The following is a 26,101-nucleotide window of genomic DNA, read 5'->3' on the forward strand; positions in this document are numbered from 1 at the left end:
TGCTGCATAAATTATGCGTTGCTCCGCCGAAGCGACCCTTGTTAGCGTCCGTCGCCATCTGACTGGAGACATGGAATGACGATACTGGTGACGGGAAGCGCCGGCCATCTCGGCGAAGCACTGATGCGGACATTGAGCGATCAAGGCCGTCAGGCGCGCGGCATCGATATCAAGCCCTCGCCTTTTACCGATATGACCGGCTCGATCACCGATGCCGATTTCATCCGCCGTGCGCTGACGGGCGTCACCGCCGTTATCCATGCAGCAACGCTGCACAAGCCGCATGTCGGAACGCACGGCAATCAGGATTTCGTCGACACGAATGTCTCGGGCACGCTGAACCTTCTCGAACAGGCAGTCGCCACCGGCGTGAAGAGCTTCGTCTTCACCAGCACCACCAGCGCTTTCGGAGCGGCCCTGCGCCCAGCCGCAGGCGAACCAGCCGCTTGGATCACCGAAGATGTGCTGCCAGTCGCCCGCAATATCTACGGTGTCACGAAGATATCAGCCGAAGGCGTCTGCGAGCTCTTCGCACGCACCATGTCTCTGCCCGTCATCATTCTCAGAACCTCGCGCTTCTTCCCCGAAAATGACGACGATCCCGATATCCGCAACCGCTACTCTGCCGAAAACGCCCAGGCCAACGAACTGCTCCATCGCCGCGTCGATATCGAGGACGTGGTCGACGCCCATCTGCTGGCACTCGACAAGGCACAATCCATCGGTTTCGGCCGCTATATCATCTCTGCGACTGCGCCCTTTACGAGGGCTGATCTCGCCGACCTGCGCCGTGACGCGGCCGCGACGGTGGAACGCCTGTTCCCGGGCATGACCGCACTGTATGCCGCGCGGGGCTGGAGCATGTTCCAGCAGTTCGATCGTGTTTATGTCAATACGCTCGCCCGACGAGAGCTCGGCTGGAACCCAAAATACGACTTTGCCCACGTACTTGATTGCCTGCGTGATGGTAAGGAATGGAGGAGCCCGCTCGCGCTCATCGTCGGGTCCAAGGGCTATCACGACCGGATCTTCGAGGATGGTCCTTACCCGCTCCACCGCCGCTGATCCGGTACGGTAAAACGGGCGCCGAAGCGCCCGTTTCCTTAAGCAGCCTTGTCTCAGACCGGCGCCGAAGATCGCCGCATTTTCCTTCGCCCGCTCTTCGGAGACAGTCTTGGATACGAAACCATGCGTTCTGCATCAGGACCCGGCACGCGAAACGTGCCGAAGCCGAGGGCGGGGATGGAGGCGCCATTGGCGCTGACGATTTTCATGCTGTTTCCTTTCAATGCGCAGAGATCAGGCGGCGCTGCGGGCAACAGCCGCGGCAGGCGTGAAGCGGCGGTCGAGTGCCCCGCTCCTGATGGTGAGACCAAGGGCGACAGCAACAAGCGCTGCGGCGACAAAGGGCGTGGCACCCAGCCCGAAGCGGGATTCGACGACCAGGCCACCGATCCAGGCGCCCATGGCAATGCCGAGATTGAAGGCGGCAATGTTGAGCGCCGAGGCGACATCGACTGCATTCGGCCGAAGCTCACGTGCGAGCTGCACGACATAGAGCTGCAGGCCCGGCACGTTGGCGAAAGACAGGAAGCCGAGGATTGCGAGCGTCGGGATCGTCAGCCAGGGTGAAATCGCGGTGAAGCCGAAGAGCACCAGCACGAGCGCCTGGGCGATGAAGAGGAAGGTCAGCGCCTTGACGGGATCGCGGTTGGAGATGCGTCCGCCGACGACATTGCCGATGGCAATCGCCACACCATAGAGCATCAGGATCAAGGCAACGGCCGAGGAGGCAAAGCCGGTGATCTGTTCGAGGATGGGCGCGAGGAAGGTGAAGGCAACGAACGTGCCGCCATAGCCGAGCGCGGTCATTGCATAGACGAGCAGCAAGCGACCGGTGGCAAGCACGCGGATCTGTTCGCCGATGCTGGCCGGCGGAGCCTTCTTGAGGTTCGACGGCAGGAGAATAGCAATGCCGGCGAAGGCAACGACACCGAGACCGGCAACGACAGCAAAGGTGGTACGCCAGCCGAAGGTCTGGCCGATAAAGGTGCCGAGCGGAACGCCGGTCACGATGGCGACCGTCAATCCCATGAACATCATGGCGATGGCCGATGCCCGGCGATTTTCCGGTACCAGATCGGCAGCGATCGTCGAGCCGACCGAGAAGAACACGCCATGCGCGAAAGCCGAGACGACGCGGGCAACCAGCAACACCTCATAACCGGGGCTGAGCGCGGCAATGATGTGGCCGATAATAAAGAGCGCCATCAGCCCAAGCAGGAGCGGCTTGCGCTCGATCCGCCCGGTCAGCGCCGTCAGGATGGGTGCGCCGAAGGTAACGCCCAGCGCATAGACGCTGACGATGAGGCCGGCGAGCGGCAGGGTAATATGGAGATCATTGGCAACCGTCGGCAACAGGCCGACGATGACGAATTCCGTCGTACCGATCGCATAGGCCGCGATCGTCAATGCAAAGAGTGCAAGTGGCATGAGAGTGACCCGATGAATTTGCGGTTCTTGTTCGGACCGGGAATATGGGCGTGGCGCACTTGCTCGATAATTGCCTATAATGGCTCAACAGTTGTGAATTGAATTCAAGATAGGACGCGGCGGATGGATAACCGCATCGGCGAGATGGATGTCTTCGTGCAGGCGGCTGAGCTGCAGAGCTTTTCGGCAGCCGGCCGCAAGCTCAGGCTTTCCCCCTCTGCCGTCAGCAAGCTCGTCACACGGCTGGAAGATCGTCTCGGCACGCGTCTTCTGGTGCGCACCACCCGCGCCCTGCAGCTGACACCGGAAGGCGAAATCTATCTCGAACGCTCTCGCCGCATCCTCTCGGACATAGAGGAGACGGAGCGCGCCGTCTCGGCCGGCGGCACGACGATGGCGCGCGGCCGCCTGCGCGTAAGCACGTCAGTCGCCTTTGGCGTTCGCTACATCGTGCCGCTGGTCCCGAGTTTCCTGAAGCTCTATCCGGAAGTCGATCTCGACCTCGCGCTCAACGATGGCATTATCGACATCGTCGGCGAGCGTGCCGACATCGCCATCCGCTCCGGCGCCCTGCGCGACTCCTCGCTGAAGGCGCGCAAGCTGCTCGAAAGCCGCCGCGTCATCGTCGCCTCACCCGACTATCTGAAACGAGAAGGCATGCCGGAAAGCCCCGAGGATCTCGACCGCCACAATTGCCTGACCTTCAGCTTTCGCTCGACCTCGCAAGAATGGCCATTCCGCAATCCTGAGAATGGCGACCGTTTCTCAAGACCCGTTTTCGGCAATCTCGAAACCAATAACGGGCCGACCGCACGCAGCCTTTGCCTCGCCGGTCTTGGCCTCGCCCGCGTCGGTCAGTTCCATGTGCAGCCGGATATCGACGCGGGAACATTGGTGCCCGTGTTGGAAGCCTATAACCCCGAGGATATCGAACTCATCCACGCCGTCTATCCCGGTCACGAACATCTTGCGGCCCGCATCCGCGCCTTCATCGATTTCCTGGTCAAGAACATCCGCTAGATAGGACATAACAGAAAGACCTCCGTCATCGCCCTGTCACAGGCCAGCGATAGCGAGCCCCGACGCCTATTACGATATCAAGGACCCGGTCTTCGATATCATCATGGAAGGCGCCTACGACTGAGCGAAGCTCACCGGCTGGACAGAACCGCAGGGCGACTGAAAGTAGGACTTGTCGGAGATATCGACATGGCTCCGGACGAACCCGCCGGAAAGAGATTAAAGTGCGATCCACACAGCCGGTGGAAACTTTCGATCCTGGGCGCCTACTGAAGTAGGTGGGCGCCGTGTGTCCAGACCCACGAGCCCGGACAGGGACAGCTCCCTAAGGATCGGGTAAGGCCCCGAGGATTCATTTGTTCCTGTCGAGAAGCACAGACCGCATTGCGGAATATAAGTGCATTTATGTCGCCGCACCAGTGGGGCGGCGGTGCTGTCCCAAATTAATTGAGTTCAGCGGGTGTGCGGCCGTTGAGCTTGTCAGTAATGCCCTGAATATGGCTCGTCACTTCCGAAAGGGCAGCCGCAATGCCTTCTTCTGTTCGGGCGGTGGCAGCAAGCACGGTATCCCGGTTGCTGCGCAGCGTCTCCAGTTCGGATTCCAGCCCGGCGACGCGCCGCGTCAGCTCGGAAATCTCGTCCATCACCATGATCCCGGCCATGACTGTGATCCTGAGATCACCGATTTCGCCGAACTGCCCTTTGAGATGGCCCACGTAACGGTCGAAACGGGTCGCAAGATCGCTCAGGTGCTCTTCCTGCCCTTCTTCGCAGGCCATGCGATAGGCCTTGCCGTCGATCGTTACCGTTACCTGCGCCATGTCTTCCAAGTCCTCTTAGCGGTCAAGAACCGCGCGGATCGTTTCCATCGCCGTCACCAGCCGCCGCGAAACCTCGCGGTTGACCTCCTCCAACCGATTGGCGCGGAATTCGGCCTGGTCGAGCTCCTGGGCAAGACGCGAGCGATCGGCATGCACGCGACGAACCTCGCCTTCGATCTCGCCCTGCTCGCGCTGGCGCTCGATACGCATGTCCACCGCATTCTCGAGGCCCGAGATTGCCTGTTTCAGCTCCGTAAGCGCCGCTTCGATGGTTTTGCCGTTAGGCGTCATGTCTTTTCCGGTTCCCCGCACAAGACCCGCGAATCGGCTCCTGCCGCCGACCCTGTATTTTCAAGAGGATATGCAGCTAGGCTGGAGCGCGTCAATAAAGCCTGGCTGATCGTGCCCGCCCTATTCTGTGGATGAGTGATTTACACAAGCTTGTCACACAAAATTCGTCTTTTGTAAAACTTGACGGTCAAATGTCAAAAATCGTCGCACCCGGCCTCCAAACGGCTTCCAATTTGTTGACTTGCCTGTTCCAACTGCTATGTCTCGACCGCTCTCTTTGATGGTCTTGGCAGGCTCGAGGCCATCCCCAACCTGGAACCAGCGGAAAAGCCATGACCTCACGCGAACAAAACGATCGGATGGCGAATGCGATCCGATTCCTCTCCATGGATGCTGTCGAAAAGGCGAATTCCGGCCACCCGGGCATGCCGATGGGCATGGCTGATGTGGCAACGGTCCTCTTCACCAAATATCTCCGCTTCGATCCCAAGAAGCCGCATTGGCCGAACCGCGACCGCTTTGTGCTGTCTGCCGGCCATGGCTCGATGCTGCTCTACTCGCTACTCTATTTGACCGGCTATCCGGACATGTCGGTCGAGGACCTGAAGCAGTTCCGTCAGCTCGGCTCCAAGACCGCCGGCCATCCGGAATACGGTCATGCCACCGGCATCGAAACCACCACCGGCCCGCTCGGCCAGGGCATTGCCAATGCCGTCGGCATGGCGATCGCCGAGCGCAAGCTGCGCGACGAATTCGGTCCGGAATTGCAGGATCACTATACCTACGTCATCAACGGCGACGGCTGCCTGATGGAAGGCATCAGCCATGAGGCGATTGCCCTTGCCGGCCATCTCAAGCTGAACAAGCTGATCCTCTTCTGGGACAACAACTCGATCACCATCGACGGCGCCGTCTCGCTGTCGGACTCGACCGACCAGATCGCCCGCTTCAAGGCCGTTCACTGGAACACGATCGAGATCGACGGTCACGACCAGGCCGCCATTGCCGACGCGATCGAAGCCGCCCACAAGTCCGACCGGCCGACCTTCATCGCCTGCAAGACCGTCATCGGCTTCGGCGCTCCGAACAAGCAGGGCACCCACAAGGTTCACGGCAACCCGCTCGGCGCCGATGAAATCGCCGCCACCCGCAAGGCGCTGAACTGGGAATACGAGCCTTTCGTCATCCCCTCCGATATCCTCGACGCATGGCGCACTGCCGGCACCCGCTCCGACAATATCGTCAAGGCATGGGAAGAGACGCTTTCCAAGTCGCCGTCCAAGGCCGAGTTCACCCGCCGTTTTGCCGGAGACCTGCCTGAAGGCTTTGACAAAGCCATCGACGACTACAAGAAGAAGCTTGCCGAAACCAAGCCGACGATAGCCTCCCGCAAGGCATCGGAAGACGCGCTTGAAGTCATCAACGGCTTCGTGCCGGAAACGCTTGGCGGTTCTGCCGACCTGACTCCGTCGAACAACACCAAGACCAGCCAGATGCATTCGATCACGCCGACGGATTTTGCCGGACGCTATATGCACTGGGGCATCCGCGAACACGGCATGGCATCTGCCATGAACGGTATCGCGCTCCATGGCGGCCTCATTCCTTACGGTGGCGGCTTTATGATCTTCTCGGATTATTGCCGCCCGCCGATCCGCCTCGCGGCCCTCATGGGCATCCGTGTTATCCACGTGCTCACGCATGACTCGATCGGCGTCGGCGAGGATGGCCCGACCCACCAGCCGGTCGAGCAGATCGCTGGCCTGCGCGCCGTTCCGAACCTGCGGGTCTTCCGTCCGGCAGACGCCGTCGAAACGGCCGAATGCTGGCAGATCGCCATGAAGAGCAAGGATCATCCGTCTGCGCTGGCTCTCACCCGCCAGAACCTGACGACCGTCCGCACCGAGTATAACCAGAAGAACCTCTGCGAACTCGGCGCCTATACGCTCGCCGGCAATGCCGACGCCAAGGTCACGATCTTCGCCTCGGGCTCGGAAGTGGAACTGGCCGTTGCCGCTCGCGCAACGCTGGAAGGCAAGGGTGTCAGCACCCGCGTCGTTTCCGTTCCCTGCACGGAACTCTTCTTCGAGCAGCCGGATGCCTACCGCAAGGACGTCATCGGCAACTCGCCGGTCAAGATCGCCGTCGAAGCCGCCGTCCGCGAAGGCTGGGATGCCTTCATCGGTCCGGAAGGATCGTTCATCGGCATGAAGGGCTTCGGCGCTTCCGGTCCGGCAAAGAAGGTCTTCGAACATTTCGGCATCACGGCTGACGCCGTCGTTGCAGCTGCAGAAGCGAAGCTTTAATAGAAGTACCTTCGGGTACTTCCTCATCTACTATCAGCAAGCCCCACCTCTAGGGAGTGAATGCACATGACAGTCAAGGTTGCCATCAATGGTTTCGGACGTATCGGCCGCAACGTTCTTCGCGCCATCGTCGAGTCCGGCCGCACCGACATCGAAGTCGTCGCCATCAACGACCTCGGCCCGGTCGAGACCAACGCCCACCTGCTCCGTTACGACTCCATCCACGGCAAGTTCCCGGCCGAAGTGAAGGTCGAAGGCGATACGATCACCGTCGGCGGCGGTAAGCCGATCAAGGTCACCGCGATCAAGGATCCGGCAACCCTTCCCCATAGGGAACTGGGTGTCGACATCGCGATGGAATGCACGGGCATCTTCACCGCCCGCGACAAGGCTGCGGCCCACCTGACGGCCGGCGCCAAGCGCGTCATCGTTTCGGCTCCTGCCGACGGCGCTGACCTGACGGTCGTCTTCGGCGTCAACCACGACCAGCTCACCAAGGAGCATCTGGTCATCTCCAATGCCTCCTGCACCACGAACTGCCTGGTGCCGGTCGTCAAGGTTCTCGATGACGCCGTCGGCATCGATCACGGCTTCATGACGACCATCCACTCTTACACCGGCGACCAGCCGACACTCGACACGATGCACAAGGACCTGTATCGCGCCCGCGCTGCTGCCCTCTCGATGATCCCGACCTCGACGGGCGCCGCAAAGGCCGTCGGCCTCGTTCTGCCGCACCTCAAGGGCAAGCTCGACGGCACGTCGATCCGCGTTCCGACCCCGAACGTCTCGGTCGTCGACTTCAAGTTCGTTTCCAAGAAGGCCACCACGGTCGGCGAAATCAACGAAGCGATCAAGGCTGCTGCAAACGGCAAGCTGAAGGGCATCCTCGGCTACACCGACGAGCCGCTGGTCTCCCGCGACTTCAACCATGACAGCCACTCCTCGATCTTCGCGACAGATCAGACGAAGGTCATGGAAGGCAACTTCGTGCGCGTCCTGTCCTGGTACGACAACGAGTGGGGCTTCTCCAGCCGCATGTCCGACACGGCTGTGGCCTTCGCCAAGCTCATCTGAGCTTGACGGCAGATTGAAAAACGGCCCGGGAAACCGGGCCGTTTTGTTTTGAGGAACGGTGTGCAATCTTCGCTTGATTGGGTCGAAAGGACGGGAAATGGTGCATCTGAATATTCGAAAGGCTCATCCGGCCGACGCCCGCGAACTCTCCGAAATTCTCAACGAGATCATCGCAATCGGTGGCACAACCGCAATCGAGACCCCTCTTGCACCGGAGGAACTGGCCGATTGGTTCATAACAGGCGAATGGCCTCTGACATGCCATGTCGCCGAGAGCAGTTCTGGTCTCGCCGGTTTTCAGTCCCTGAGCCTCTACGGAAACCCGCCGAAAGGCTGGGCCGATATCGCGACCTTTGCGCGGCAAAACCCAAAGATACCAGGCGTCGGAACCGCACTCTTCGCGGCAACTCTTGCCGTTGCCAAGGAGCGCAACATCGAGTTCATCAACGCAACCATCCGCGCCGATAATGCCGGCGGTCTCGCCTATTACGAAAAGATGGGCTTTCGCACCTATAACACGATTGAGAAAGTGCCGCTTAAGGATGGTACGCTGGTGGACAAAATTCAGAAGCAATATGAGGTGCAGAAGGGTCGGAGCGGCCTCTAGGCGCGCCGCCAACAAAAAATGCGGCCCTCCGCCTATCTGCCCTGCTCTCGCCTGATTTGCTTATACATTCTTTATACAGACTTTTTCCCGTAGCATCCTTCACTGTCCCTCCTCCCAAGGGTCGTCCAGCAGCATGATGCAGCAATGCAGCCGAGGTTAAGCCGCAAGGCCTACCCTTCTGTCGTATTTTGCCGTTTACTAATGGATCGTGCTGGACGCGGAGGGTAAGGGACAGGCTGGGCGACTTTGGGATGGCGATGAGGCGAAAGGGGTAGGCATGGAAGCGTTTTACATCGTGGTGCTGGTCGCAACCGCACTCGTGCTTCTTGCTGCCTTTTCGAGCTTGCTCGCCTTCCGCTTCGGCGCTCCCCTGCTGCTGCTCTTTCTGATGATCGGGCTTGCCGCCGGTGTCGATGGTCTCGGCATCGAATTCAGCAATAACTACCTCGCCTATGTTCTGGGCTCGGTTGCCCTTGCCATCATCCTCTTCGATTCCGGCTTCGGCACGCCGATGCAGGCCTTCCGCATCGCGGCGATGCCGTCGCTGACGCTCGCCTCCGTCGGCGTGCTCCTGACTGCCGCGCTCTTTGCCTTCGCCGCCCGCTGGCTACTCAATTTCACCTGGCTGGAGGGCATGCTGCTCGGCTCCATCGTTGCCTCCACCGATGCCGCCGCCGTCTTCTTCCTGCTGCGCATCGGCGGCATCAACATCCGCGACAAGGTGCGTTCCACTTTGGAAGTCGAATCCGGCACCAATGACCCGATGGCGATCTTCCTGACCATCGCGCTGGTTGAGGTTCTCGCCAGCGGCGAACGTTACGCCGGCATCAATATCGGCATGCTCGCCATGTTCATCCAGCAGATGGGCCTCGGCGTCATCCTCGGTCTGCTCGGCGGCATGATGATCGTGTTGATCGCCGGCCGGCTGGAAACGGATCGCGGCCTCACGCCGATCTTCGTGCTGGCGCTTGCCTTGCTGGTCTTCTCCTTCACCGGTGCTGTCGGCGGCAGCGGCTTCCTTGCCGTCTATGTCGCCGGTATCTATGCCGGAAACCGCAGGATGCAGGCGATTGGCACCATCAGGCGCTTTCAGGACGGCATGACCTGGCTTGCCCAGATCATCATGTTCCTTGTGCTCGGCCTGCTGGCGACGCCCTCGCAGTTTCCCATCATCATCGTGCCGGCGATCCTGCTCGCGCTCTTCCTGATCTTCGTCGCCCGGCCGCTCGCCGTCTGGTTGTCGCTGCTGCCCTTCGATTATACCCAACAGGAAATCGGCTTCGTCGCCTGGGTCGGCCTGCGCGGCGCCGTTTCCATCCTTCTCGCCATCATGCCGATCCTCGGCGGGCTGCAGCACAGTCAGATCTATTTCAACACCGCCTTCATCATCGTGCTCGTCTCGCTGCTCGTACAGGGCTGGACGATCAAGCCGGTCGCCAAGCGCCTGGGCCTCATCATTCCGCCGCGCATCGGCGCGGTCGACAAGGTAGAGGTCGATCTGCCGGGTGCCGCCAACCACGAGCTGCTGTCCTATCGCGTCGTCAAGGATAGCCCGGTGCTTCGCGGCGAGCGCATCCCGCGCTGGGCAGCCCCCTCGCTCGTGATCCGCGACGGCAAGTCGATGCGTTATCAATACGCCGGCCGCCTCCGGGAAAACGATCTCGTCTACCTCTTCATCGCGCCCAGCTACTCGCGCCTGCTCGACCGGCTCTTCGCCAGCCGCGCACCTGTTGATGAGGACGATGCGGAATTCTTCGGCGCCTTCGCGCTGTCACCGGCCCGTCCCGCCGCCGATCTCGACGCCGCTTACGGTCCCGGCCTTCTCAACGAATCCGAAAAGGGGCTGACGATCGCCGAACTGATGAAACAGCGCCTCGGCGGCAAGGCGGACTATGCCGATCGCGTCCGTCTGGGCTCGCTCATCCTCATCGTGCGCGACCTCGACGACCAGGATCATATTACCTCTGTCGGCATGTCGCTGGAAGCTGTCGAGCCGGCCACCACGCTGCCGATCTTCATCAATCTGCGTGATATTATCCAGCGCATCCGCGACCGTATGAAAGGCCGCCAGAAACATGAGGCAGCCACGACGGAAGGTGCTGTGGGACGTGAGGAAAACCCGCGCTGAAACGGCGACCCACTGCCTTGCGTCTCCCCCGATCCTTGCTATGGTCGGCGCAACTTTCGCCAACCACGAACGGATCCTCCCATGGCAGCTTTCAAGACTCTCGACGACCTCAACGACATCGCCGGCAAGCGCGTTCTCGTCCGCGTCGACCTCAACGTCCCTGTCAAGGACGGCAAGGTCACGGACACGACCCGCATCGAGCGCGTTGCGCCGACAATCCTTGAACTGTCGAAAAAGGGCGCCAAGGTTATCCTGCTCGCCCATTTCGGTCGCCCGAAGGATGGTCCTTCGGCGGAATTCTCGCTTTCGCTGGTTGCCCCCTCCGTCGAGCAAGTGCTTGACCATGCGGTGCTGACGGCAGCCGACTGCATCGGCGAGGCAGCTGCTTCCGCCGTCACGAAGATGAACAATGGCGATATCCTGCTGCTCGAAAACACCCGCTTCCACAAGGGCGAGGAAAAGAACGATCCGGATTTCACAAAGGCGCTCGCCGCAAACGGCGATATCTATGTGAACGATGCCTTCTCGGCCGCGCACCGCGCCCACGCCTCCACCGAAGGTCTCGCCCATCACCTGCCGGCCTACGCGGGGCGCACCATGCAGGCCGAACTCGAAGCATTGGAAAAGGGCCTCGGCAACCCCGTCCGTCCGGTCGTCGCGATCGTCGGCGGCGCCAAGGTCTCGACCAAGATCGACCTCTTGATGAACCTCGTGAAGAGGGTTGATGCGCTCGTCATCGGCGGCGGCATGGCCAATACCTTCATCGCCGCCCGCGGCACCAATGTCGGCAAGTCGCTCTGCGAGCATGATCTTGCCGATACCGCCAAGCAGATCATGATTGAAGCCGCCACTGCCGGTTGCGCGATCGTCCTGCCGGAAGACGGAGTCGTCGCCCGAGAATTCAAGGCGGGTGCTGCCAACGAGACCGTCTCGATCGACACCATCCCTGATGATGCCATGGTCCTCGACGTCGGCCCGAAGTCGATCGACGCCGTCAAGGCATGGATCGAGCGCGCCACCACGCTCGTCTGGAATGGCCCGCTCGGGGCCTTCGAAATCGAGCCCTTCGATGCAGCGACCGTCGCCGCCGCAAAATATGCCGCCGAACGCACCAAGGACGGCAAACTTACCTCCGTTGCAGGCGGCGGTGACACGGTCTCCGCTCTCAATCATGCCGGCGTTGCCGAAGACTTTACCTATGTTTCGACCGCAGGCGGCGCCTTCCTTGAATGGATGGAAGGAAAGGAACTACCGGGCGTGGCCGTTCTCTCCCGTTAATCGATAAGGCGATTAGCCAGATATTCCAGCAGGATAGACCGCGGAGGCTAGCGCTTCCGCGGTCTTTTGCTCAAAAAGAGAAAAAATTCCCGAACTTTCAAACGATTGAAATCATTTCAATCGTTTCAATGACTTAGCACTCCCTTTTTTCTCCCTATAAACTTCTGTTATCCGGGTTCTATATTATCAATTCTGCCGGGTTTCATTGTGGAGAGAACGAGATGAGCGAACGACTGGAAGACATTGCAGTTAAGATGGTTGCCGGTGGTCGGGGCCTGCTGGCAGCCGATGAATCGACCGCCACCATCAAGAAGCGTTTCGACGCGATCAATCTTGAATCGACCGAAACCAGCCGGCGCGATTATCGCGAGATGCTCTTCCGCTCCGACGAAGCGATGAAGAAGTACATCTCCGGCGTCATCCTTTATGAGGAAACCCTTTTCCAGAAAGCCGCCGACGGCACGCCTTTCGTCGACATCATCAAGGCTGCAGACAGCATTCCGGGCATCAAGGTCGATATCGGCGCCAAGCCGATGGCCAAGTTCCCCGGCGAAACCATCACCGAAGGCCTCGACGGCCTCGCAGACCGCCTCGCCAAATATTACGAAGCCGGTGCTCGTTTCGCCAAGTGGCGTGGCGTCATCGCCATCTCGCAGACCCTGCCGAGCCGCGGCTCCGTGCGCGCCAATGCCCAGGCGCTGGCGCGCTATGCAGCGCTCTGCCAGGAAGCCAGGATCGTGCCGATCGTCGAGCCGGAATGCCTGATGGACGGCAAACCGGGCGACCACAATATCGACCGCTGCGCAGAAGTGACTGAATCTACGCTGCGCATCGTATTCGAGGAACTGGCCGATGCCCGCGTCAGCCTCGAAGGCATGATCCTGAAGCCGAACATGGTCATCGACGGCAAGAATGCCCGCAAGGCTTCCGTCGCCGAGGTTGCCGAACGCACCGTGCAGGTTCTGAAGCGGACGGTTCCGTCAGCCGTTCCTGGCATCGCCTTCCTCTCCGGCGGCCAGACAACGGAAGAAGCGACCGCCCATCTCTCCGCGATCAATTCAGGTTACGATCTGCCCTGGTTCGTCACCTTCTCCTATGGCCGCGCCCTGCAGGACAGCGCGCTCAAGACCTGGAACGGCAAGCAGGAAAACATCGCTGCCGGCCAGCGCGAATTTGCGCACCGCGCCGAAATGAACAGCCTCGCCGCCAAAGGCAACTGGAAGGCCGAACTCGAAAAGGCCGCCTGAGCCTTTTGACGATTGAAAGACGACACAGGCGGCGAACATCTTCGCCGCCTGTTTTATTTGCACGTGCGTATCGCGATGGCGATTTGTCATGGCGACAAGATAATCCTTCGCCACAACCGCGGGCCTCGCTAATCATGGCGCCTCAACCATCGGAGCCGCCATGAACAGCCTGTCCTACACCACCGTCGACGTTTTCACGTCCACCCGCTTCGAAGGCAACCCGCTCGCGGTCATGGCCGACGCAAGGGGCTTCAGCGACGCGGCAATGCAGAAGATCGCCGCCGAATTCGGCTATTCCGAAGTCACCTTCGTGTTGCCGCCGGAGAACCTCGAAAACACGGCAAGGGTGCGCATCTTCACGCCGACAATGGAAGTGCCGTTCGCCGGGCATCCCAATGTCGGCACCGCCTATGTGCTCGGCCAGCAGAGCGAAATCTTCGGCCGCCCCGTCGGCGACAAGCTGCGGTTCGAGGAGAAGGCCGGCCTAGTAGAAGTCGCCCTGCGGCGCCGCGAAGGCCGTGTCACCGCAGCGACGATCCGTGCGCCGCAACCGCTTGAAGTAGGAGACACGATACCCGAAGCGGTCATTGCCAGCTGCATCTCCATCGATCCGGCCTCAATCTGCAAAAGCACCCATGCCCCGGTCTTTGCATCGGTCGGTCTGAACTTTGCCGTCGCAGAACTCGAAAGCCTTGACGCTCTCGCTGCGGCAAGCCCGAATCTCAATGGCTTCCAGGCGGCGGCCAAGACCACAGCCGGCAGCCATGACTTCTCCCTGTTCCTCTACGTCCGCCCCGCCGCTACGCCCTGGAAGATCCGCGCCCGCATGTTCGCGCCACTGGACAACGTCATCGAGGATCCGGCGACCGGCAGCGCATCGGCAGCCCTTTCCGCCTATCTCGTCTCATTGCAGCCGGAGGCTGACATCAGCCAGCACGTAACGATCGAACAGGGCGTTGAAATGGGCCGGCGCAGCGTTATCGAGCTCGATGTCGTCAAGAAGGCCGGCACAGTGACCGACGTGACGATCTCAGGAAGCTGCGTACCCGTCATGAAAGGCGAGATCATCCTGCAGGACTGAACCTGCGGCCTACATCACAAAATCGCGCGCCAGCAGCGCCACCGCCCAGACGGCAAAGGCAATCAGCGCGATCTTCCAGAAATCCATCCGACGGCGCAGACCTGGATAGCCGAGCGGCTTGATGATCTGGATTGCCATGGCAAGGATGAGCAGCAACGCTATCAGCTTTGTCATGGCTTTATTTTTTCCATTTATCAGAATGTCACAGGACGGACATTTTTTCACGCGAACAGAGAATATCTACTCGCCGTAAAGGCATTCCGGGACACAATCAACATTCTTATGGACTGGGCAGATGCAGGTCTCGCCTTACGTCCTTTTTCAAAGCGAACACGCCGAGTCTGGGGATATGACAAGAAATCTTCTGTCCGTCGCTGCGCTGCTCTTTGGCACGCTCTTCCTTTTCATGGGCAACGGATTGCAGGGCATTCTGCTTCCCGTACGCGGAAATCTCGAAGGTTATGCCACGACGACGCTCGGCCTGCTCGGCACGTCCTGGGCGGCAGGCTTCGTCATCGGCTGCCTTGTCGCCCCGAAATTGGTGCGCCGTGTCGGCCATGTGCGCGCCTTCTCCGGCTTCATCGCCATCATCGCCATCATCGCGCTCGTGAGCGGCATCATCATCGACCCGATCTGGTGGGTCGTTCTGCGCGCCGTCACCGGCTTCTCAACCGCCGGCACCTCGATGATCATTGAAAGCTGGCTGAACGAGCGGGCGAACAATGAAAGCCGCGGCGCGATCTTCTCGCTCTATATCGGCATCACCCTGCTCGGCGTCGTGGGAGGCCAGTTGATGATCCCGTTGGAAGACGTGCGCACGCCGGTGCTCTTCATGGTCTGCGGCATTTTCTACTGCATCGCCATGTTGCCGACGACGCTGTCGACCGCCGCCTCGCCGCAGCCGCTGAAGGCCGTAAAACTCGATCTGCCGGCGCTCTACCGCAATTCGCCCGTCTCCTGCCTTGGCATCTTGCTCGTCGGCATCGCCAACGGCGCCTATGGTACGCTCGGCGCCGTCTTCGGTGCGGGTGCTGGCCTCTCCGACACTGCGATTGCTGTCATGATGAGTGCGACCATCTTTGCCGGCGCCATAATGCAGCTTCCGGCCGGGCGGCTCTCCGACCGTATCGACCGTCGTTATGTATTGGCCGCCATGTCGGCCATCGCAGCCCTTGCCGGCCTGCTGATCTTCCTGCTGCACCCCTCCTCCCCTGCTTTCCTGATCGGCCTCGTCATCCTCTACGGCGCCGTCGCCAACACGCTCTACCCGATCGCGGTCGCCCATGCGAACGACTTCGCCGCATCCGAGGATTTCGTGAAGGTCTCAGGCGGCCTGCTCCTGCTTTACGGCATCGGCACCGTCATCGGCCCGACGATCGGCGGCCCGGTCATGTCCATCATCAGCCCGCACGCGCTCTTCCTTGTGACCGCGCTTGCCCATCTTCTGATCACCGCTTACGCCATCATCAGAAGCCGAATCCGCGCCGCCGTTCCCGCAAGCGACCGTGACGCCTATACCACGATCCCGACGGCGACAGCGCCGACCCTCACGCCCGAAAGCATGTCGCTTGCCAATCGCAGCGCCGGCAAGTCTCCCGAAAGCGGCGATCCTGCTGTAAAGTTCGGCTGACGAACTGAAGCATGTCACGCAAAACTGCGCAGCGGTTTTGCGAGAACGACATGCATGAAACAAAAACTTAAAGCGTGAAAGCGAATCCTGGAGATCGCGACACGCCTTAAAGGAGGAGTGACGATGAGCTTCATGGATGACGACAGGCCACAGAAGAAGACTGCACACGAGATCGGCTCCGATCTCTCCATGCTTTCGGTGGACGAGCTGAAAGCGCGCGTGGAACTCTTGAAAACCGAGATCGCGCGGCTCGAAGCAGAGGCCGCCAAGAAGGCGTCCGGCCGGGTTGCAGCCGAAGGCCTTTTCCGATCATAAGACTGCAAACACGCAAATATTGCTTCAAAATTACTTGCTGCAAGTCTTAAATTGGGACGATATTAATAAAAAATTAAGCTTTATAAGATATTACTCATACCGTTCAGATCTTTCTGGACCTCAGACAGTTTTCCAAGCGGTGAATTGGTCTGATTTTTCTCCCTGTTTTACCTTGAGAGCCGCTTTTGCGGCTCTTCTTTTTGCGCTGCCCTACTCCTTTCCACGAAACTGTGGAGATTAACCTTTTCTTAAGAAACGGCTTGCGCATTTAGGCTAAAGATACCATCTTGAAATCATAAAGACCGGCGTGGGAAACTTTTCCACGGAAACCGGCGTTACCTGATAGTAGATGCGTGCAACAGGGATTCTTTAGATGTCGGAACTTGGATTGAACACAATCAGTTTTGCGGGCCGCGCTGCCGCATCCTCGCAGTTCAAGACGCTGTATGCCGAGGGCATGTCGCTCGTCGAAGAAACCGCATCCTACCTCGACGGCCAGGGCCGCGCTGCCTCCAAGGTGCTGCCGCGCATGGCCTCGGTCCTTTACGCGGCTGAATCGATGCGCCTGACCACCCGCCTCATGCAGATGGCTTCCTGGCTGCTGCTGCAGCGCGCCGTCAACAATGGCGAAATGTCCCGCGATCAGGTTCTGGCCGAGAAGAACAAGGTTCGCCTCGACGGCTTCAACGTCGACCGCAACGCTCCGGGCTGGGGCGACCTGCCGGAATCCTTCCGCGATCTCGTCGAACGTTCGCTCCGCCTGCAGAACCGCATCGCCCTGCTCGACCGCGAGATCTATCGCCCGGCCGAAGCTGCGATCGTTCCGGACAATCAGAACAGCGTCCAGGCCCAGCTTTCCCTGCTGCAGACGGCTTTCGGCAACAACTGATCTGGCATCAAGAATTCGATGAAACCGGCTGCGGCAACGCGGCCGGTTTTTTGTTTGTTCACGCCGCCTGCCTCACTCCTATACGCGCAGGAATGAGGAGTGCAAACACAGAAAGCAAAAAGCCCGGCTTGAAGCCGGGCTTTTGCAAATTCCGTCGACCGCAAGCGGATTAGAGGCCGAGGCCGCCGAAACGCTTGTTGAACTTCGAAACACGGCCGCCGCGATCCATGAGCTGCTGGTTGCCGCCAGTCCAGGCCGGGTGCGACTTGGAGTCGATTTCGAGATTCATGACAGCACCTTCCGAACCCCAGGTCGAGCGGGTTTCGTACTCGGTGCCATCGGTCATGACTACCTTGATGACGTGGTAGTCGGGATGGATGCCTTCCTTCATGACAATCTTCCTGCGATGCCGGGGTTCAATTTGCCGCAGACAGTTGCGGCGAAAGAACCGATTGAATAAATGAAGCCGCAGTCGTTAAGGCTACGGCTTCCCATTAGGATGCGGTGCCTATACATGAAGGGCGCCGGGATAACAAGGGCCAAGGAGCCGCAATACGCGGTCTTTGAAGGCGATCGGAGACGAATTGGCAGAACAGGCAGAGCTTGGGGAGAAGAAGTCGCGTTCGCTAAGACCGCTCGGCAGATTGGCCCCCTATGTGGCACGCTATCGCGGCATGGTCGCGGGCGCCCTGATTGCGCTGGCTCTTGCCGCCATCACCTCGCTTGCCATACCGCTTGCCGTGCGCCGGATGATCGACCACGGCTTTACTCAGGCCGACGGCAGCTTCATCAATAGCTATTTCGCCATGCTGATGCTCATGGCCATGGTGCTCGCCGTCGCTAGCGCTCTTCGCTATTATTTCGTCATCAGCATCGGCGAACGCATCGTTGCGGATCTGCGCCGCGATGTCTTTTCGCATGTCACACGGCTTTCGCCTTCCTTCTTTGACGTCAACCAATCTGGCGAGATCGTCTCGCGGCTGACGGCCGACACGACACAGATCAAATCCGCCGTCGGCGCCACGGCTTCTGTTGCGCTGCGCAATCTTATTCTCTGCATCGGCGCGCTCGGGATGATGATCGTCACCTCGCCGAAGCTTTCGAGCCTCGTCATCGTTGCGATCCCGGTCATTGTCTTTCCGCTGGTCGCTGGCGGCCGCTCGGTGCGGAAGCGTTCCCGCGCAGCACAGGATACACTGGCCGAGGCCTCCGCCTTCGCCAATGAGACGATCGCGGCAACCCGCACTGTACAGGCCTTTAACGCCGAGACCGCAGCCGCCGACCGGTACGGCTCGGCTGTCGAATCCGCCTATCAGGCCGCACGTTCCGCCGTATCCTCCCGAGCCCTGCTCACAGGCATTGCCATCACCCTGATCTTCGGCAGCGTGGTCGCCGTTCTCTGGTTTGGTGCCCATAGCGTTCTCGCCGGTACGCTCTCGGCCGGCACGCTCGGCCAGTTCCTGCTCTATGCAGTCATCGCAGCCGGCTCGCTCGGCGCATTGTCGGAGGTCTGGGGTGAGCTTTCGCAAGCGGCAGGCGCGGCCGACCGCCTGACCGAGCTTCTGGACGAGGTTTCGCCGATTGCTGCCCCTGTAGATCCGCAACCGCTTCCCTCACCGGCACAGGGTCGGGTGGAATTCGATAGCGTGCATTTCGCCTATCCGTCCCGCCCCGGCAGATCGGCTCTGCATGGGCTGGATTTCAGAGTGCAGCCGGGGGAAACGGTCGCGATCGTCGGCGCCTCCGGTGCCGGCAAAAGCACCGTCTTTTCGCTCCTGCTGCGATTCTACGATCCGCAACAGGGCGGCGTGAAGATCGATGGCGTCGATGCCCGCCAGGCAGATCCGGATGCACTGCGCCAACGCATCGCCATCGTGCCGCAGGATGTCACTATCTTCGCAGCTTCGATCCACGACAACATCGCTTTCGGCGTTCAAGGTGCCACGCGCGAGCAGGTTCGTGACGCCGCGATTGCGGCCCAAGCCGATGAATTCATCAACAGGCTGGAAAAGGGTTATGACACTGAGGTCGGCGAACGCGGCGTCACCCTGTCCGGCGGCCAGCGCCAGCGCATCGCCATTGCCCGCGCGATCCTGAAGAACGCACCCATTCTGCTTCTGGACGAGGCCACATCCGCCCTTGATGCCGAAAGCGAAACGCTGGTGCAGAAAGCCCTCGATGACCTGATGCAGGGCCGCACCACCTTGGTGATCGCTCACCGCCTCGCCACCGTTTTGAAGGCCGACCGCATTCTCGTCATGAATCAGGGCCGTATGGTGGAGGAAGGCACGCATCAGAGCCTGATCCGTCACGGCGGCATCTATGCGAAGCTCGCCCGCCTGCAATTCGATGCGGCCAACGAGGACGTCTTGGCCGCAGCCAAGTAGGCTGCCTCGCGTCGCATCGCGACTAAAGTCTGATCGGCACACCTCCCACCAGCGATTGCCTTTGCCGCAGCCTGCCCTAACCTCCCTATGCCCGAGGATGGGATCTTTGCTGTTGAAATCTATGGGAGGAGATTCGAATGGCGCTTTGTAGAATGACTCGTCGCATGAGCCTGGCGTTAGCCCTTGGTCTGCTTGCCGCCACTGCAGGCACGGCAGCATTGGCCCAGAGCTTTCCGGATCGCTCGATCACCATGATCGTGCCCTTTGCCGCCGGCGGCTCGACCGATGTCGTCGCCCGCATCGTCGCGCAGAAAATGTCCGACGATCTCGGCCAGCAGGTCATCGTGCAGAATGTCGCAGGTGCCGGCGGCAATCTCGGCGCCGGCAATGTCGCGCGCGCCGAGCCGGATGGCTATACGATCCTGATGGGTACCGTCGCCACGCACGCTCTCAACCCGCTGATCCTGAAATCGACGCCCTACGATGCCGAGAAGGATTTTGCACCGATCTCGCTGCTCGTGATCGTTCCGAACGTGCTGGTCGTCAATCCGGAACTGCCTGCAAAGAATGTGCAGGAACTGATCGCACTGCTGAAAGCCGATCCGGACAAATACAGCTACGCCTCATCCGGCAACGGCACGCCGCTGCACCTTTCCGGCGAACTTTTCAAAAGCATGGCCGGCGTCGACATGCAGCATATTCCCTATAAGGGAGCGGGACCGGCGCTGAACGACGTCATCGGCAACCAGGTGCCGATCATGTTCGACAATCTGCCCTCGTCGTCGAGCCACATCAAGGCCGGTACGCTGAGAGCTCTCGCCGTGACGACGGCCGAACGCGCGCCTTCCTTCCCCGATGTTCCAACCATAGCGGAATCCGGCATATCAGGATACGAGACCTATACGTGGAATGCGCTCTTTGCACCCGCCAACACGCCGGCCGATGTGGTCAGCCGCCTCAACGCCGCGGCCAACAAAGCCTTGACCGATCCGGCCGTTGCCGAGCGGATGAAGGAGTTCAGCGCGACGATCGTCGGATCTACGCCGGAAGAACTCGGCGCTCATGTGAAGGCCGAGCTTGCCAAATGGAAACCGGTCGTCGACGGCGCCCATATCCAGATGGAGTGACCGCAACGGGAGGGAACCGCATGCCGGTATCCCCTTCTCTCCGCCCGATCCAACCGGCGGCAACCGGACGCCCTGCAATTGAATTCTAATTAAGGTAGTGGAAAAGCTTACAATTCTGGGCTAGCCTTCAAAAGGCTGATGCACGATTTCAGCTTACCAGGAGGGATCCATGTACAGATTTGAAGTTTACAAGGATAAGGCCGGTGAATTCCGCTTCCGCTTCAAGGCGTCGAACGGAGAGACCATGTTCTCGTCCGAAGGTTACAAGGCGAAAGCATCCGCAGTGAACGCCATTGAATCCATCAAGAAGAATTCGCCCGGCGCGGATGTGGTGGACCAGACAAAGGCGGAAGCCTGATCTGAAGCGGAGGCGACACCGTCGCCTCCAGCATCTCCTTATCGACGTATTTTCCCGCACCCATTTGCAGCGCGAACTTTTTTCGACCGCGATGTCGAAATGACGGCTGCTGAAACCTCATTGTTTCGGAACGGCCCGAGGCCGCGCCACCGGAGCATTGCAGCCTTGGCAATTTCGGCTTTACATGCTGCTGCCCGGTCAAACGCCATCAGAGGATCAGGAGTTTCCGATGCAATACGCGCTTATCATCCGTGAATCCGCAGAAGACTTTGTCCGCCGCGGCGATCCCGCCTACCGCGACGGCTGGACGGCTTACACCAAGGCACTGATGCAAGCCGGGATCTTGACCGCCGGCGCCGGTCTGACCCCACCTGAGACCGGCACGATCATGCGCCGCAAGGGTGAGGATCATGACGTGCAGGACGGTCCCTACCCGGAAGGCAAGGAACAGCTCGGCGGCTTCTACGTGATCGAGGTGCCGGATCTCGATGCCGCGCTCGAATGGGCCACACGCGTTCCCGTCTCCGAACGGGGCTCGGTCGAAATACGGCCCCGGCTGCAAACAGCGTGAGACCGTTGTGACATCAGATGCAGGTCGCGCCGCCGAAAAGGTGGCGCGCCAATCCTACGGCAAGCTTATTGCCTTTCTTGCTGCCCGCTCGCGCGATGTGCCGGCAGCAGAAGATGCCCTGTCCGAAGCGCTTGCGGCTGCTCTGCGAACATGGCCCGAGCGCGGCATTCCCGATAATCCCGAGGCCTGGCTGCTCACCGCAGCTCGCCGCAACCTCATACAGGCCGTCCGCCACCGAAATGTGCGCGACAATGCTCGCAACATGATTACGCTGGCTTTCGAGGAAGCCGAAGAGCGCATGAACGATGTCGAAAATGCCGTCTTCCCGGATGAACGGCTGAAACTGCTTTTTGCCTGTACCCACCCGACAATCGACAAGTCTGTTCACACACCGCTGATGCTCCAGACCGTGCTTGGCGTTGACGCTAAAACCATGGCGCGGGCCTTCGTCGTCTCGCCGGATGCCATGAGCCAGCGTCTGGTGCGGGCTAAGGTGAAGATCCGCGATGCCGGCATTCCCTTCGCTATTCCCGAGCAGCACATGCTGACGGAGCGGCTGGCGAGCGTGCTCTCCGCAATTTATGCCGCCTATGGCTTGGGCTGGGATGGTCTCGATGGCGAGGAAGACAGTCGCACGGGCCTGACAGGCGAAGCCATCTGGCTTGGCCGTACGCTCATAACAATTCTGCCGGAAGAGCCCGAGGTCATGGGGCTGCTCTCACTGATGCTTTATTGCGAAGCAAGAAGACATGCACGGCTCGACGCTGATGGCCTCTACGTGCCGCTCGAGGATCAGGACACCGGCCTCTGGAACGAGATCATGATGGCGGAAGCCGACGCGCTGCTGCGCAAAGCCGGTACTTTCGACTGCTTTGGTCCGTTCCAGTGCCAGGCGGCGATCCAGTCCGTCCACGTCTCGCGTCGCCGGACGGCGGCAACGGACTGGGAAGCTCTCGTCACGCTTTATCGGGCACTGATTGCCATGAAACCGACGCTCGGCGCGAAGGTCAGCCACGCAGCTGTCATCGGCAGGGTCGAAGACGCGGCCTCGGCCCTCACTTTGCTGGACGGGCTGGAGCAACGTGCCATTGCCAGCTACCAGCCCTATTGGGCAGTGCGCGCGCATCTGCTTTCCGAACTCGGTGAAAGTGATGCCGCGGCAGAAGCCTACGGAATCGCGATCGGCCTGAGCGACAATCCGGCCATCTGCACCTTCCTCACCAGCAGGCTTAAGGCCGTTATTTCTCGGTCAGCTTGAGTTCGATACGGCGGTTCGTGGCACGCGCTTCCGGCGTATCGCCGGGCGCAATCGGCTGGAATTCGCCAAAACCTGCCGCAACAAGCCGGTCGGCAGGCACACCCTGCGCGATCAGGAACTTCACGACAGAGATCGCGCGGGCAGACGAAAGCTCCCAGTTGTCCCGGTAGCGGCCCGTGCCTGAAAGCGCGACATTGTCCGTATGCCCGTCGACGCGCAGAACCCAGTTGATTTCGGGCGGAATTTCCTTGGCAAGGTCGAGCAAGGCGGCGGCGAGCTTTGCCATTTCTGTTTGGCCATCGGGATTGAGGTCCGCTCCCCCAGATGGGAACAGCACTTCCGACTGGAAGACGAAACGGTCGCCGACGACACGGATGTTTTCGCGATCGGACAGGATCTCGCGCAGACGGCCGAAGAAGTCCGACCTGTAGCGGTTGAGTTCCTGCACGCGCGCGGCCAGCGCCACATTCAGACGGCGGCCGAGATCGGCGATTTTTGTCTGCGAGGTTTGATCCTTCTCCTCGGAAGCCTGAAGTGCTGCCTCGACAGCAGCAATCTGGCTGCGCAGTGCTGCGATCTGCTGGTTGAGGAGCTCGACCTGGCTGAGGGCACGGTCGCTGACCTGCTTCTGCTCATCGAGCTGTTGCGTCAGCGTTCCGATCTGTCGCTTTGCCGCATCCTGGCCGCCGGAGCCCGCGCTCAGCAGCGCCTGCAATCGCGTACGCTCGCCCTCAGCACTCGCAAGCGATGCCTGCAGATTGGCGACGGAATCCTGAAGATCCTGATTGCTGCCCTTCTCGAGCGCCAGCAACTGCGTGAGCTCATTGATCTGACCGTTCAGACGTGCCAGCACCTCATCACGGCCGCTGATTTCGCGGCTGAGAATGAACTGGCCGACGACGAAGACCGTAAGGATGAACATGATGGCGATGAGCAGCGTCGACAGAGCATCGACGAAGCCCGGCCAGTAGTCGACCGCGCGTTGGTGGCGACGGTTGCGGGCAAGAGGCATCGCTTACTTGCCCTCGCTCTTTTCGACATGGCCGGCCCGCTCGCGCGCCCTCTCGCCGCCACGATCCTGCACGCCGATACGCTCGGCCAGCCGGTCGAGCGTGCGGCGCATCGCCTTTGCCTCGTCCTGCTGCACCTCGATCCAGTCGCGCAGCATCTGCTGCTCGTTGCGCATGTTCTTGACGAGGCCCTGGATGCCTTCGGCAAGGCTCGCCATGGCCGCGACCGACCGCTGGCTGGCCGGGCCACCCTCTTCGGCAACCTTGCGCAGATATTCCGAAAGCGCCTTCATATCTTCCGACGAGCCGCCGGAGACTGCATCGAGCGTCGGCACCGGAATGTCCGAGCCGACATCGGTAACGGAGGAGAGCCAGTTTTCGAGCTCCGTGTAGAAACGGTTCTGCGCGCGGCCGGCCTGCAGGTCGAGGAAACCGAGGATCAGCGAACCCGAAAGACCGAGCAGCGATGACGAAAAAGCCTGGCCCATGCCGGACAGCGGCGTCGCAAGCCCTTCTTTCAGCGTGGACAGCACGTCGCCCGTACCGTTCGAGCCGGCATCGAGTGACTGGATGACCGAGCTGATGGAACCGATCGTACCGATAAGGCCCCAGAAGGTGCCGAGCAGGCCGAGGAAGACGAGAAGCCCGATGAGGTAGCGGGAGACGTCGCGTGATTCGTCGAGACGATTGGCGATCGAATCCAGAATGGAGCGCAGCGCCGTGGTCGACAATGCCACCCCGGACTTGCGATTGCCGATCAGCGCCCGCATCGGCGCAAGCAGCCGCGGATTGCGGTTCACCTTGTCGGCGCTGCCTGCCGCGCGGAAGGAGTTGAACCAGCGCACTTCCGGACGAAGCGACAGCACATGATTGAAAACGAGAATGATTCCAACGGCAAGAACGCCGAGGATGAGACCATTGAGGCCCGGATTATGCATGAAGGCGGTCTGTGTCTGCCGGAACAGGATGGCCGCTATGAAGCCCACGATGATGAGGAACAATAACATCGTCCAGAAGAACGACATGGGACTTGAGAGTTTGTAGGCGTAGCCACTCGTGGTCTTCTCGGTCGAGCCGAACTCGGCCACATTCACATTTTCCATAGGTTCCTCGGCCTCCGGACTAATTGCAGCCGGAGACTAGATCAACATTGCGCCGAATTGAAGTATGCCCGGTGGAAAAGCGGGACTTTGCAACAGGCTGCTTGCCCGCCCGTCACCGGGTCGGAACGGGCCGCTTGACGACTTCCGTCAGGGCCTTGTGAATGTGCTCGTTGCCGGCAATGATCGCGCCGGTTTCGAGGATCGACGTGCCGCCGTCCCAGTCGGTCGCAAAACCGCCCGCTTCGCGGATGAGCAGGATGCCGGCCGCCATGTCCCAGGGCGACAACGCCGTTTCCCAGAAACCGTCAAAACGACCGGCCGCCACATAGGCAAGATCGAGCGAGACCGCACCCATGCGACGGATGCCGGCGACCTCACCCATGACGTGGCGCAGCTCGATCAGGAACTTGCCGTGATTTCCACGGCCGAGATGCGGCACACCGCAGGCGATGACGCTGTCGGAGAGCACTCGGCGCGAGGCGACCCGCAGCCGGCGATCGTTCAAGAATGCACCACCGCCGCGCTCTGCGGTGTAAAGCTCGTCCGTCGCCGGGTTGAAGATGACACCTGCCACGATCTCATTGTTGCGCTCGAGTGCGATGGAGACGGCGAAGGCTGGAATGCCGTGCAGGAAGTTGGTCGTGCCGTCGAGCGGATCGACGATCCAGCGATGCGCGCCATCAGTACCCTTGATCTCTTCGCTTTCCTCACCGAGGAAGCCGTAGGTCGGGCGAGCCTTGAGAAGCTCTTCCTTGACGATCTTTTCGGCCTTGCGGTCCGCATTCGAGACGAAGTCGCCCGGTCCCTTCACCGATACCTGCAGGTTCTGCACTTCACCGAAATCACGCCCCAGCGACTTGCCTGCCTTGATGGCAGCCTGAACCATGACATTGAGAAGAGCTGAACGGGCCATGTGGGCATTTTCCTTGGATAATACGGGACGCGCTGTCAGGGGCGGGGGTATGTCCCTGAACGCCGGAAGCGACAGCGCTGCATAGATTGGCGGCCTCAAGACCACAAAATCAGGGAAATTTCAAGGGGAATGCCGCATGGCGGGGTTGCAGCACGAAAGGATAATTCCAAGTTATTCTGGATAGATCCGTC

General features: G+C 60.4%; 25 protein-coding genes and 1 other RNA gene. 17 read left to right on the top strand and 9 right to left on the bottom strand.

Annotated elements, in window-relative coordinates:
• Nucleotides 1-75: 75 nt before the first annotated feature.
• The gene (locus FHT82_RS23970; protein ID WP_183735194.1) at nucleotides 76-1,065 is read left to right on the top strand and encodes an NAD(P)-dependent oxidoreductase; all 990 of its coding nucleotides are present in this window, start codon (nucleotides 76-78) and stop codon (nucleotides 1,063-1,065) included.
• Between the two features lie 234 nt (nucleotides 1,066-1,299).
• On the opposite strand, the gene FHT82_RS23975 is transcribed toward FHT82_RS23970, so the two are convergent.
• Nucleotides 1,300-2,493, bottom strand: coding sequence for an MFS transporter (locus tag FHT82_RS23975; protein ID WP_183735195.1), 1,194 nt, complete (start codon nucleotides 2,491-2,493; stop codon nucleotides 1,300-1,302).
• Nucleotides 2,494-2,616: 123 nt separating this feature from the next.
• On the opposite strand from FHT82_RS23975, the gene FHT82_RS23980 reads away from it, so the two are divergent.
• A complete protein-coding gene (locus tag FHT82_RS23980; RefSeq protein WP_183735196.1) occupies nucleotides 2,617-3,513 on the top strand; it encodes a LysR family transcriptional regulator in 897 nt (298 codons plus the stop codon).
• A gap of 224 nt (nucleotides 3,514-3,737) precedes the next feature.
• Here FHT82_RS23980 and ssrS read toward each other — a convergent pair.
• The 3 genes from ssrS to FHT82_RS23995 all read right to left on the bottom strand — a co-directional run bounded on the left by ssrS (nucleotide 3,738) and on the right by FHT82_RS23995 (nucleotide 4,625).
• A non-coding RNA gene (ssrS, locus tag FHT82_RS23985) (6S RNA) lies at nucleotides 3,738-3,897 on the bottom strand.
• Nucleotides 3,898-3,956: 59 nt separating this feature from the next.
• Nucleotides 3,957-4,334 (bottom strand): cell division protein ZapA, encoded by a 378-nt coding sequence (locus FHT82_RS23990; RefSeq protein ID WP_183735197.1) that lies wholly within the window; start codon nucleotides 4,332-4,334, stop codon nucleotides 3,957-3,959.
• Between the two features lie 15 nt (nucleotides 4,335-4,349).
• Nucleotides 4,350-4,625, bottom strand: a complete 276-nt coding sequence (locus tag FHT82_RS23995; RefSeq protein ID WP_007826550.1) for a DUF4164 domain-containing protein — start codon at nucleotides 4,623-4,625, stop codon at nucleotides 4,350-4,352.
• 332 nt (nucleotides 4,626-4,957) lie between these two features.
• On the opposite strand from FHT82_RS23995, the gene tkt reads away from it, so the two are divergent.
• The 7 genes from tkt to FHT82_RS24030 all read left to right on the top strand — a co-directional run bounded on the left by tkt (nucleotide 4,958) and on the right by FHT82_RS24030 (nucleotide 14,349).
• A complete protein-coding gene (gene tkt, locus FHT82_RS24000) occupies nucleotides 4,958-6,931 on the top strand; it encodes a transketolase (protein ID WP_183735198.1) in 1,974 nt (657 codons plus the stop codon).
• A gap of 66 nt (nucleotides 6,932-6,997) precedes the next feature.
• Nucleotides 6,998-8,008, top strand: a complete 1,011-nt coding sequence (gap, locus tag FHT82_RS24005; protein WP_183735199.1) for a type I glyceraldehyde-3-phosphate dehydrogenase — start codon at nucleotides 6,998-7,000, stop codon at nucleotides 8,006-8,008.
• A 106-nt stretch (nucleotides 8,009-8,114) separates the two neighbouring features.
• Nucleotides 8,115-8,615 carry a GNAT family N-acetyltransferase gene (locus FHT82_RS24010; RefSeq protein WP_183735461.1) on the top strand — a complete coding sequence of 167 codons (501 nt, stop codon included), beginning with the start codon at nucleotides 8,115-8,117 and terminating at the stop codon, nucleotides 8,613-8,615.
• Nucleotides 8,616-8,892: 277 nt separating this feature from the next.
• Nucleotides 8,893-10,743, top strand: a complete 1,851-nt coding sequence (locus FHT82_RS24015; protein ID WP_183735200.1) for a potassium/proton antiporter — start codon at nucleotides 8,893-8,895, stop codon at nucleotides 10,741-10,743.
• Between the two features lie 81 nt (nucleotides 10,744-10,824).
• Nucleotides 10,825-12,021, top strand: coding sequence for a phosphoglycerate kinase (locus FHT82_RS24020; RefSeq protein ID WP_183735201.1), 1,197 nt, complete (start codon nucleotides 10,825-10,827; stop codon nucleotides 12,019-12,021).
• A 221-nt stretch (nucleotides 12,022-12,242) separates the two neighbouring features.
• Nucleotides 12,243-13,268 (top strand): class I fructose-bisphosphate aldolase, encoded by a 1,026-nt coding sequence (locus FHT82_RS24025; RefSeq protein WP_183735202.1) that lies wholly within the window; start codon nucleotides 12,243-12,245, stop codon nucleotides 13,266-13,268.
• A 160-nt stretch (nucleotides 13,269-13,428) separates the two neighbouring features.
• Nucleotides 13,429-14,349 carry a PhzF family phenazine biosynthesis protein gene (locus tag FHT82_RS24030; RefSeq protein WP_183735203.1) on the top strand — a complete coding sequence of 307 codons (921 nt, stop codon included), beginning with the start codon at nucleotides 13,429-13,431 and terminating at the stop codon, nucleotides 14,347-14,349.
• 9 nt (nucleotides 14,350-14,358) lie between these two features.
• Here the strand turns inward: FHT82_RS24030 and FHT82_RS24035 are convergent, their stop codons facing one another.
• Nucleotides 14,359-14,523: a hypothetical protein gene (locus tag FHT82_RS24035; RefSeq protein WP_183735204.1), complete on the bottom strand. Its 165-nt coding sequence runs from the start codon at nucleotides 14,521-14,523 to the stop codon at nucleotides 14,359-14,361.
• A 175-nt stretch (nucleotides 14,524-14,698) separates the two neighbouring features.
• Here FHT82_RS24035 and FHT82_RS24040 point away from each other — a divergent pair, with 175 nt between their 5' ends.
• The 3 genes from FHT82_RS24040 to FHT82_RS24050 all read left to right on the top strand — a co-directional run bounded on the left by FHT82_RS24040 (nucleotide 14,699) and on the right by FHT82_RS24050 (nucleotide 17,183).
• Nucleotides 14,699-15,979 carry an MFS transporter gene (locus tag FHT82_RS24040; protein WP_183735205.1) on the top strand — a complete coding sequence of 427 codons (1,281 nt, stop codon included), beginning with the start codon at nucleotides 14,699-14,701 and terminating at the stop codon, nucleotides 15,977-15,979.
• Between the two features lie 123 nt (nucleotides 15,980-16,102).
• Nucleotides 16,103-16,294: a DUF1192 domain-containing protein gene (locus FHT82_RS24045; protein ID WP_183735206.1), complete on the top strand. Its 192-nt coding sequence runs from the start codon at nucleotides 16,103-16,105 to the stop codon at nucleotides 16,292-16,294.
• A 373-nt stretch (nucleotides 16,295-16,667) separates the two neighbouring features.
• A complete protein-coding gene (locus FHT82_RS24050) occupies nucleotides 16,668-17,183 on the top strand; it encodes a DUF1465 family protein (RefSeq protein ID WP_112545041.1) in 516 nt (171 codons plus the stop codon).
• Between the two features lie 169 nt (nucleotides 17,184-17,352).
• Here FHT82_RS24050 and rpmE read toward each other — a convergent pair whose 3' ends face one another.
• Nucleotides 17,353-17,574, bottom strand: a complete 222-nt coding sequence (gene rpmE, locus FHT82_RS24055) for a 50S ribosomal protein L31 (RefSeq protein ID WP_007826526.1) — start codon at nucleotides 17,572-17,574, stop codon at nucleotides 17,353-17,355.
• Nucleotides 17,575-17,767: 193 nt separating this feature from the next.
• On the opposite strand from rpmE, the gene FHT82_RS24060 reads away from it, so the two are divergent.
• From FHT82_RS24060 to FHT82_RS24080, 5 genes are all read left to right on the top strand, one after another.
• Complete coding sequence (locus FHT82_RS24060) at nucleotides 17,768-19,570, top strand: ABC transporter transmembrane domain-containing protein (RefSeq protein ID WP_183735207.1); 1,803 nt, start codon at nucleotides 17,768-17,770, stop codon at nucleotides 19,568-19,570.
• A 137-nt stretch (nucleotides 19,571-19,707) separates the two neighbouring features.
• Entirely contained in the window at nucleotides 19,708-20,697 is a 990-nt protein-coding gene (locus FHT82_RS24065) for a tripartite tricarboxylate transporter substrate binding protein (protein WP_183735208.1), read from the top strand.
• A 169-nt stretch (nucleotides 20,698-20,866) separates the two neighbouring features.
• The gene (locus FHT82_RS24070) at nucleotides 20,867-21,055 is read left to right on the top strand and encodes a YegP family protein (protein ID WP_113295350.1); all 189 of its coding nucleotides are present in this window, start codon (nucleotides 20,867-20,869) and stop codon (nucleotides 21,053-21,055) included.
• Nucleotides 21,056-21,284: 229 nt separating this feature from the next.
• Nucleotides 21,285-21,626, top strand: a complete 342-nt coding sequence (locus tag FHT82_RS24075; RefSeq protein WP_183735209.1) for a YciI family protein — start codon at nucleotides 21,285-21,287, stop codon at nucleotides 21,624-21,626.
• A gap of 7 nt (nucleotides 21,627-21,633) precedes the next feature.
• Nucleotides 21,634-22,884, top strand: a complete 1,251-nt coding sequence (locus FHT82_RS24080) for a DUF6596 domain-containing protein (protein ID WP_183735210.1) — start codon at nucleotides 21,634-21,636, stop codon at nucleotides 22,882-22,884.
• Here the strand turns inward: FHT82_RS24080 and FHT82_RS24085 are convergent.
• The 3 genes from FHT82_RS24085 to FHT82_RS24095 all read right to left on the bottom strand — a co-directional run bounded on the left by FHT82_RS24085 (nucleotide 22,865) and on the right by FHT82_RS24095 (nucleotide 25,910).
• On the bottom strand, nucleotides 22,865-23,896 hold the full coding sequence (locus tag FHT82_RS24085; RefSeq protein ID WP_183735211.1) for a peptidoglycan -binding protein: 1,032 nt from the start codon (nucleotides 23,894-23,896) through the stop codon (nucleotides 22,865-22,867). The genes FHT82_RS24080 and FHT82_RS24085 overlap by 20 nt on opposite strands.
• A 3-nt stretch (nucleotides 23,897-23,899) precedes the next feature.
• Nucleotides 23,900-24,997 (bottom strand): MotA/TolQ/ExbB proton channel family protein, encoded by a 1,098-nt coding sequence (locus FHT82_RS24090; protein WP_183735212.1) that lies wholly within the window; start codon nucleotides 24,995-24,997, stop codon nucleotides 23,900-23,902.
• 112 nt (nucleotides 24,998-25,109) lie between these two features.
• Nucleotides 25,110-25,910, bottom strand: a complete 801-nt coding sequence (locus FHT82_RS24095; protein WP_183735213.1) for an inositol monophosphatase family protein — start codon at nucleotides 25,908-25,910, stop codon at nucleotides 25,110-25,112.
• Nucleotides 25,911-26,101: the final 191 nt, after the last annotated feature.

It is taken from the genome of Rhizobium sp. BK275 (assembly GCF_014193555.1).
Classification (GTDB): Bacteria; Pseudomonadota; Alphaproteobacteria; order Rhizobiales; family Rhizobiaceae; genus Rhizobium.

Excerpts from the sequence above, each read along its gene's own strand:
- FHT82_RS23990 (WP_183735197.1), bottom strand. The coding sequence starts at position 4,334 with ATGGCGCAGGTAACGGTAACGATCGACGGCAAGGCCTATCGCATGGCC.
- FHT82_RS24085 (WP_183735211.1), bottom strand. The coding sequence starts at position 23,896 with ATGCCTCTTGCCCGCAACCGTCGCCACCAACGCGCGGTCGACTACTGG.
- FHT82_RS24040 (WP_183735205.1), top strand. The coding sequence starts at position 14,699 with ATGACAAGAAATCTTCTGTCCGTCGCTGCGCTGCTCTTTGGCACGCTC.
- FHT82_RS24090 (WP_183735212.1), bottom strand. The coding sequence starts at position 24,997 with ATGGAAAATGTGAATGTGGCCGAGTTCGGCTCGACCGAGAAGACCACG.
- FHT82_RS24025 (WP_183735202.1), top strand. The coding sequence starts at position 12,243 with ATGAGCGAACGACTGGAAGACATTGCAGTTAAGATGGTTGCCGGTGGT.
- FHT82_RS24015 (WP_183735200.1), top strand. The coding sequence starts at position 8,893 with ATGGAAGCGTTTTACATCGTGGTGCTGGTCGCAACCGCACTCGTGCTT.
- FHT82_RS23980 (WP_183735196.1), top strand. The coding sequence starts at position 2,617 with ATGGATAACCGCATCGGCGAGATGGATGTCTTCGTGCAGGCGGCTGAG.
- FHT82_RS24035 (WP_183735204.1), bottom strand. The coding sequence starts at position 14,523 with ATGACAAAGCTGATAGCGTTGCTGCTCATCCTTGCCATGGCAATCCAG.
- tkt (WP_183735198.1), top strand. The coding sequence starts at position 4,958 with ATGACCTCACGCGAACAAAACGATCGGATGGCGAATGCGATCCGATTC.
- FHT82_RS24050 (WP_112545041.1), top strand. The coding sequence starts at position 16,668 with ATGTCGGAACTTGGATTGAACACAATCAGTTTTGCGGGCCGCGCTGCC.
- FHT82_RS24030 (WP_183735203.1), top strand. The coding sequence starts at position 13,429 with ATGAACAGCCTGTCCTACACCACCGTCGACGTTTTCACGTCCACCCGC.
- FHT82_RS24075 (WP_183735209.1), top strand. The coding sequence starts at position 21,285 with ATGCAATACGCGCTTATCATCCGTGAATCCGCAGAAGACTTTGTCCGC.
- FHT82_RS23970 (WP_183735194.1), top strand. The coding sequence starts at position 76 with ATGACGATACTGGTGACGGGAAGCGCCGGCCATCTCGGCGAAGCACTG.
- FHT82_RS23975 (WP_183735195.1), bottom strand. The coding sequence starts at position 2,493 with ATGCCACTTGCACTCTTTGCATTGACGATCGCGGCCTATGCGATCGGT.
- FHT82_RS24095 (WP_183735213.1), bottom strand. The coding sequence starts at position 25,910 with ATGGCCCGTTCAGCTCTTCTCAATGTCATGGTTCAGGCTGCCATCAAG.
- FHT82_RS24020 (WP_183735201.1), top strand. The coding sequence starts at position 10,825 with ATGGCAGCTTTCAAGACTCTCGACGACCTCAACGACATCGCCGGCAAG.
- FHT82_RS24045 (WP_183735206.1), top strand. The coding sequence starts at position 16,103 with ATGAGCTTCATGGATGACGACAGGCCACAGAAGAAGACTGCACACGAG.
- gap (WP_183735199.1), top strand. The coding sequence starts at position 6,998 with ATGACAGTCAAGGTTGCCATCAATGGTTTCGGACGTATCGGCCGCAAC.
- FHT82_RS24065 (WP_183735208.1), top strand. The coding sequence starts at position 19,708 with ATGGCGCTTTGTAGAATGACTCGTCGCATGAGCCTGGCGTTAGCCCTT.
- FHT82_RS23995 (WP_007826550.1), bottom strand. The coding sequence starts at position 4,625 with ATGACGCCTAACGGCAAAACCATCGAAGCGGCGCTTACGGAGCTGAAA.
- rpmE (WP_007826526.1), bottom strand. The coding sequence starts at position 17,574 with ATGAAGGAAGGCATCCATCCCGACTACCACGTCATCAAGGTAGTCATG.
- FHT82_RS24070 (WP_113295350.1), top strand. The coding sequence starts at position 20,867 with ATGTACAGATTTGAAGTTTACAAGGATAAGGCCGGTGAATTCCGCTTC.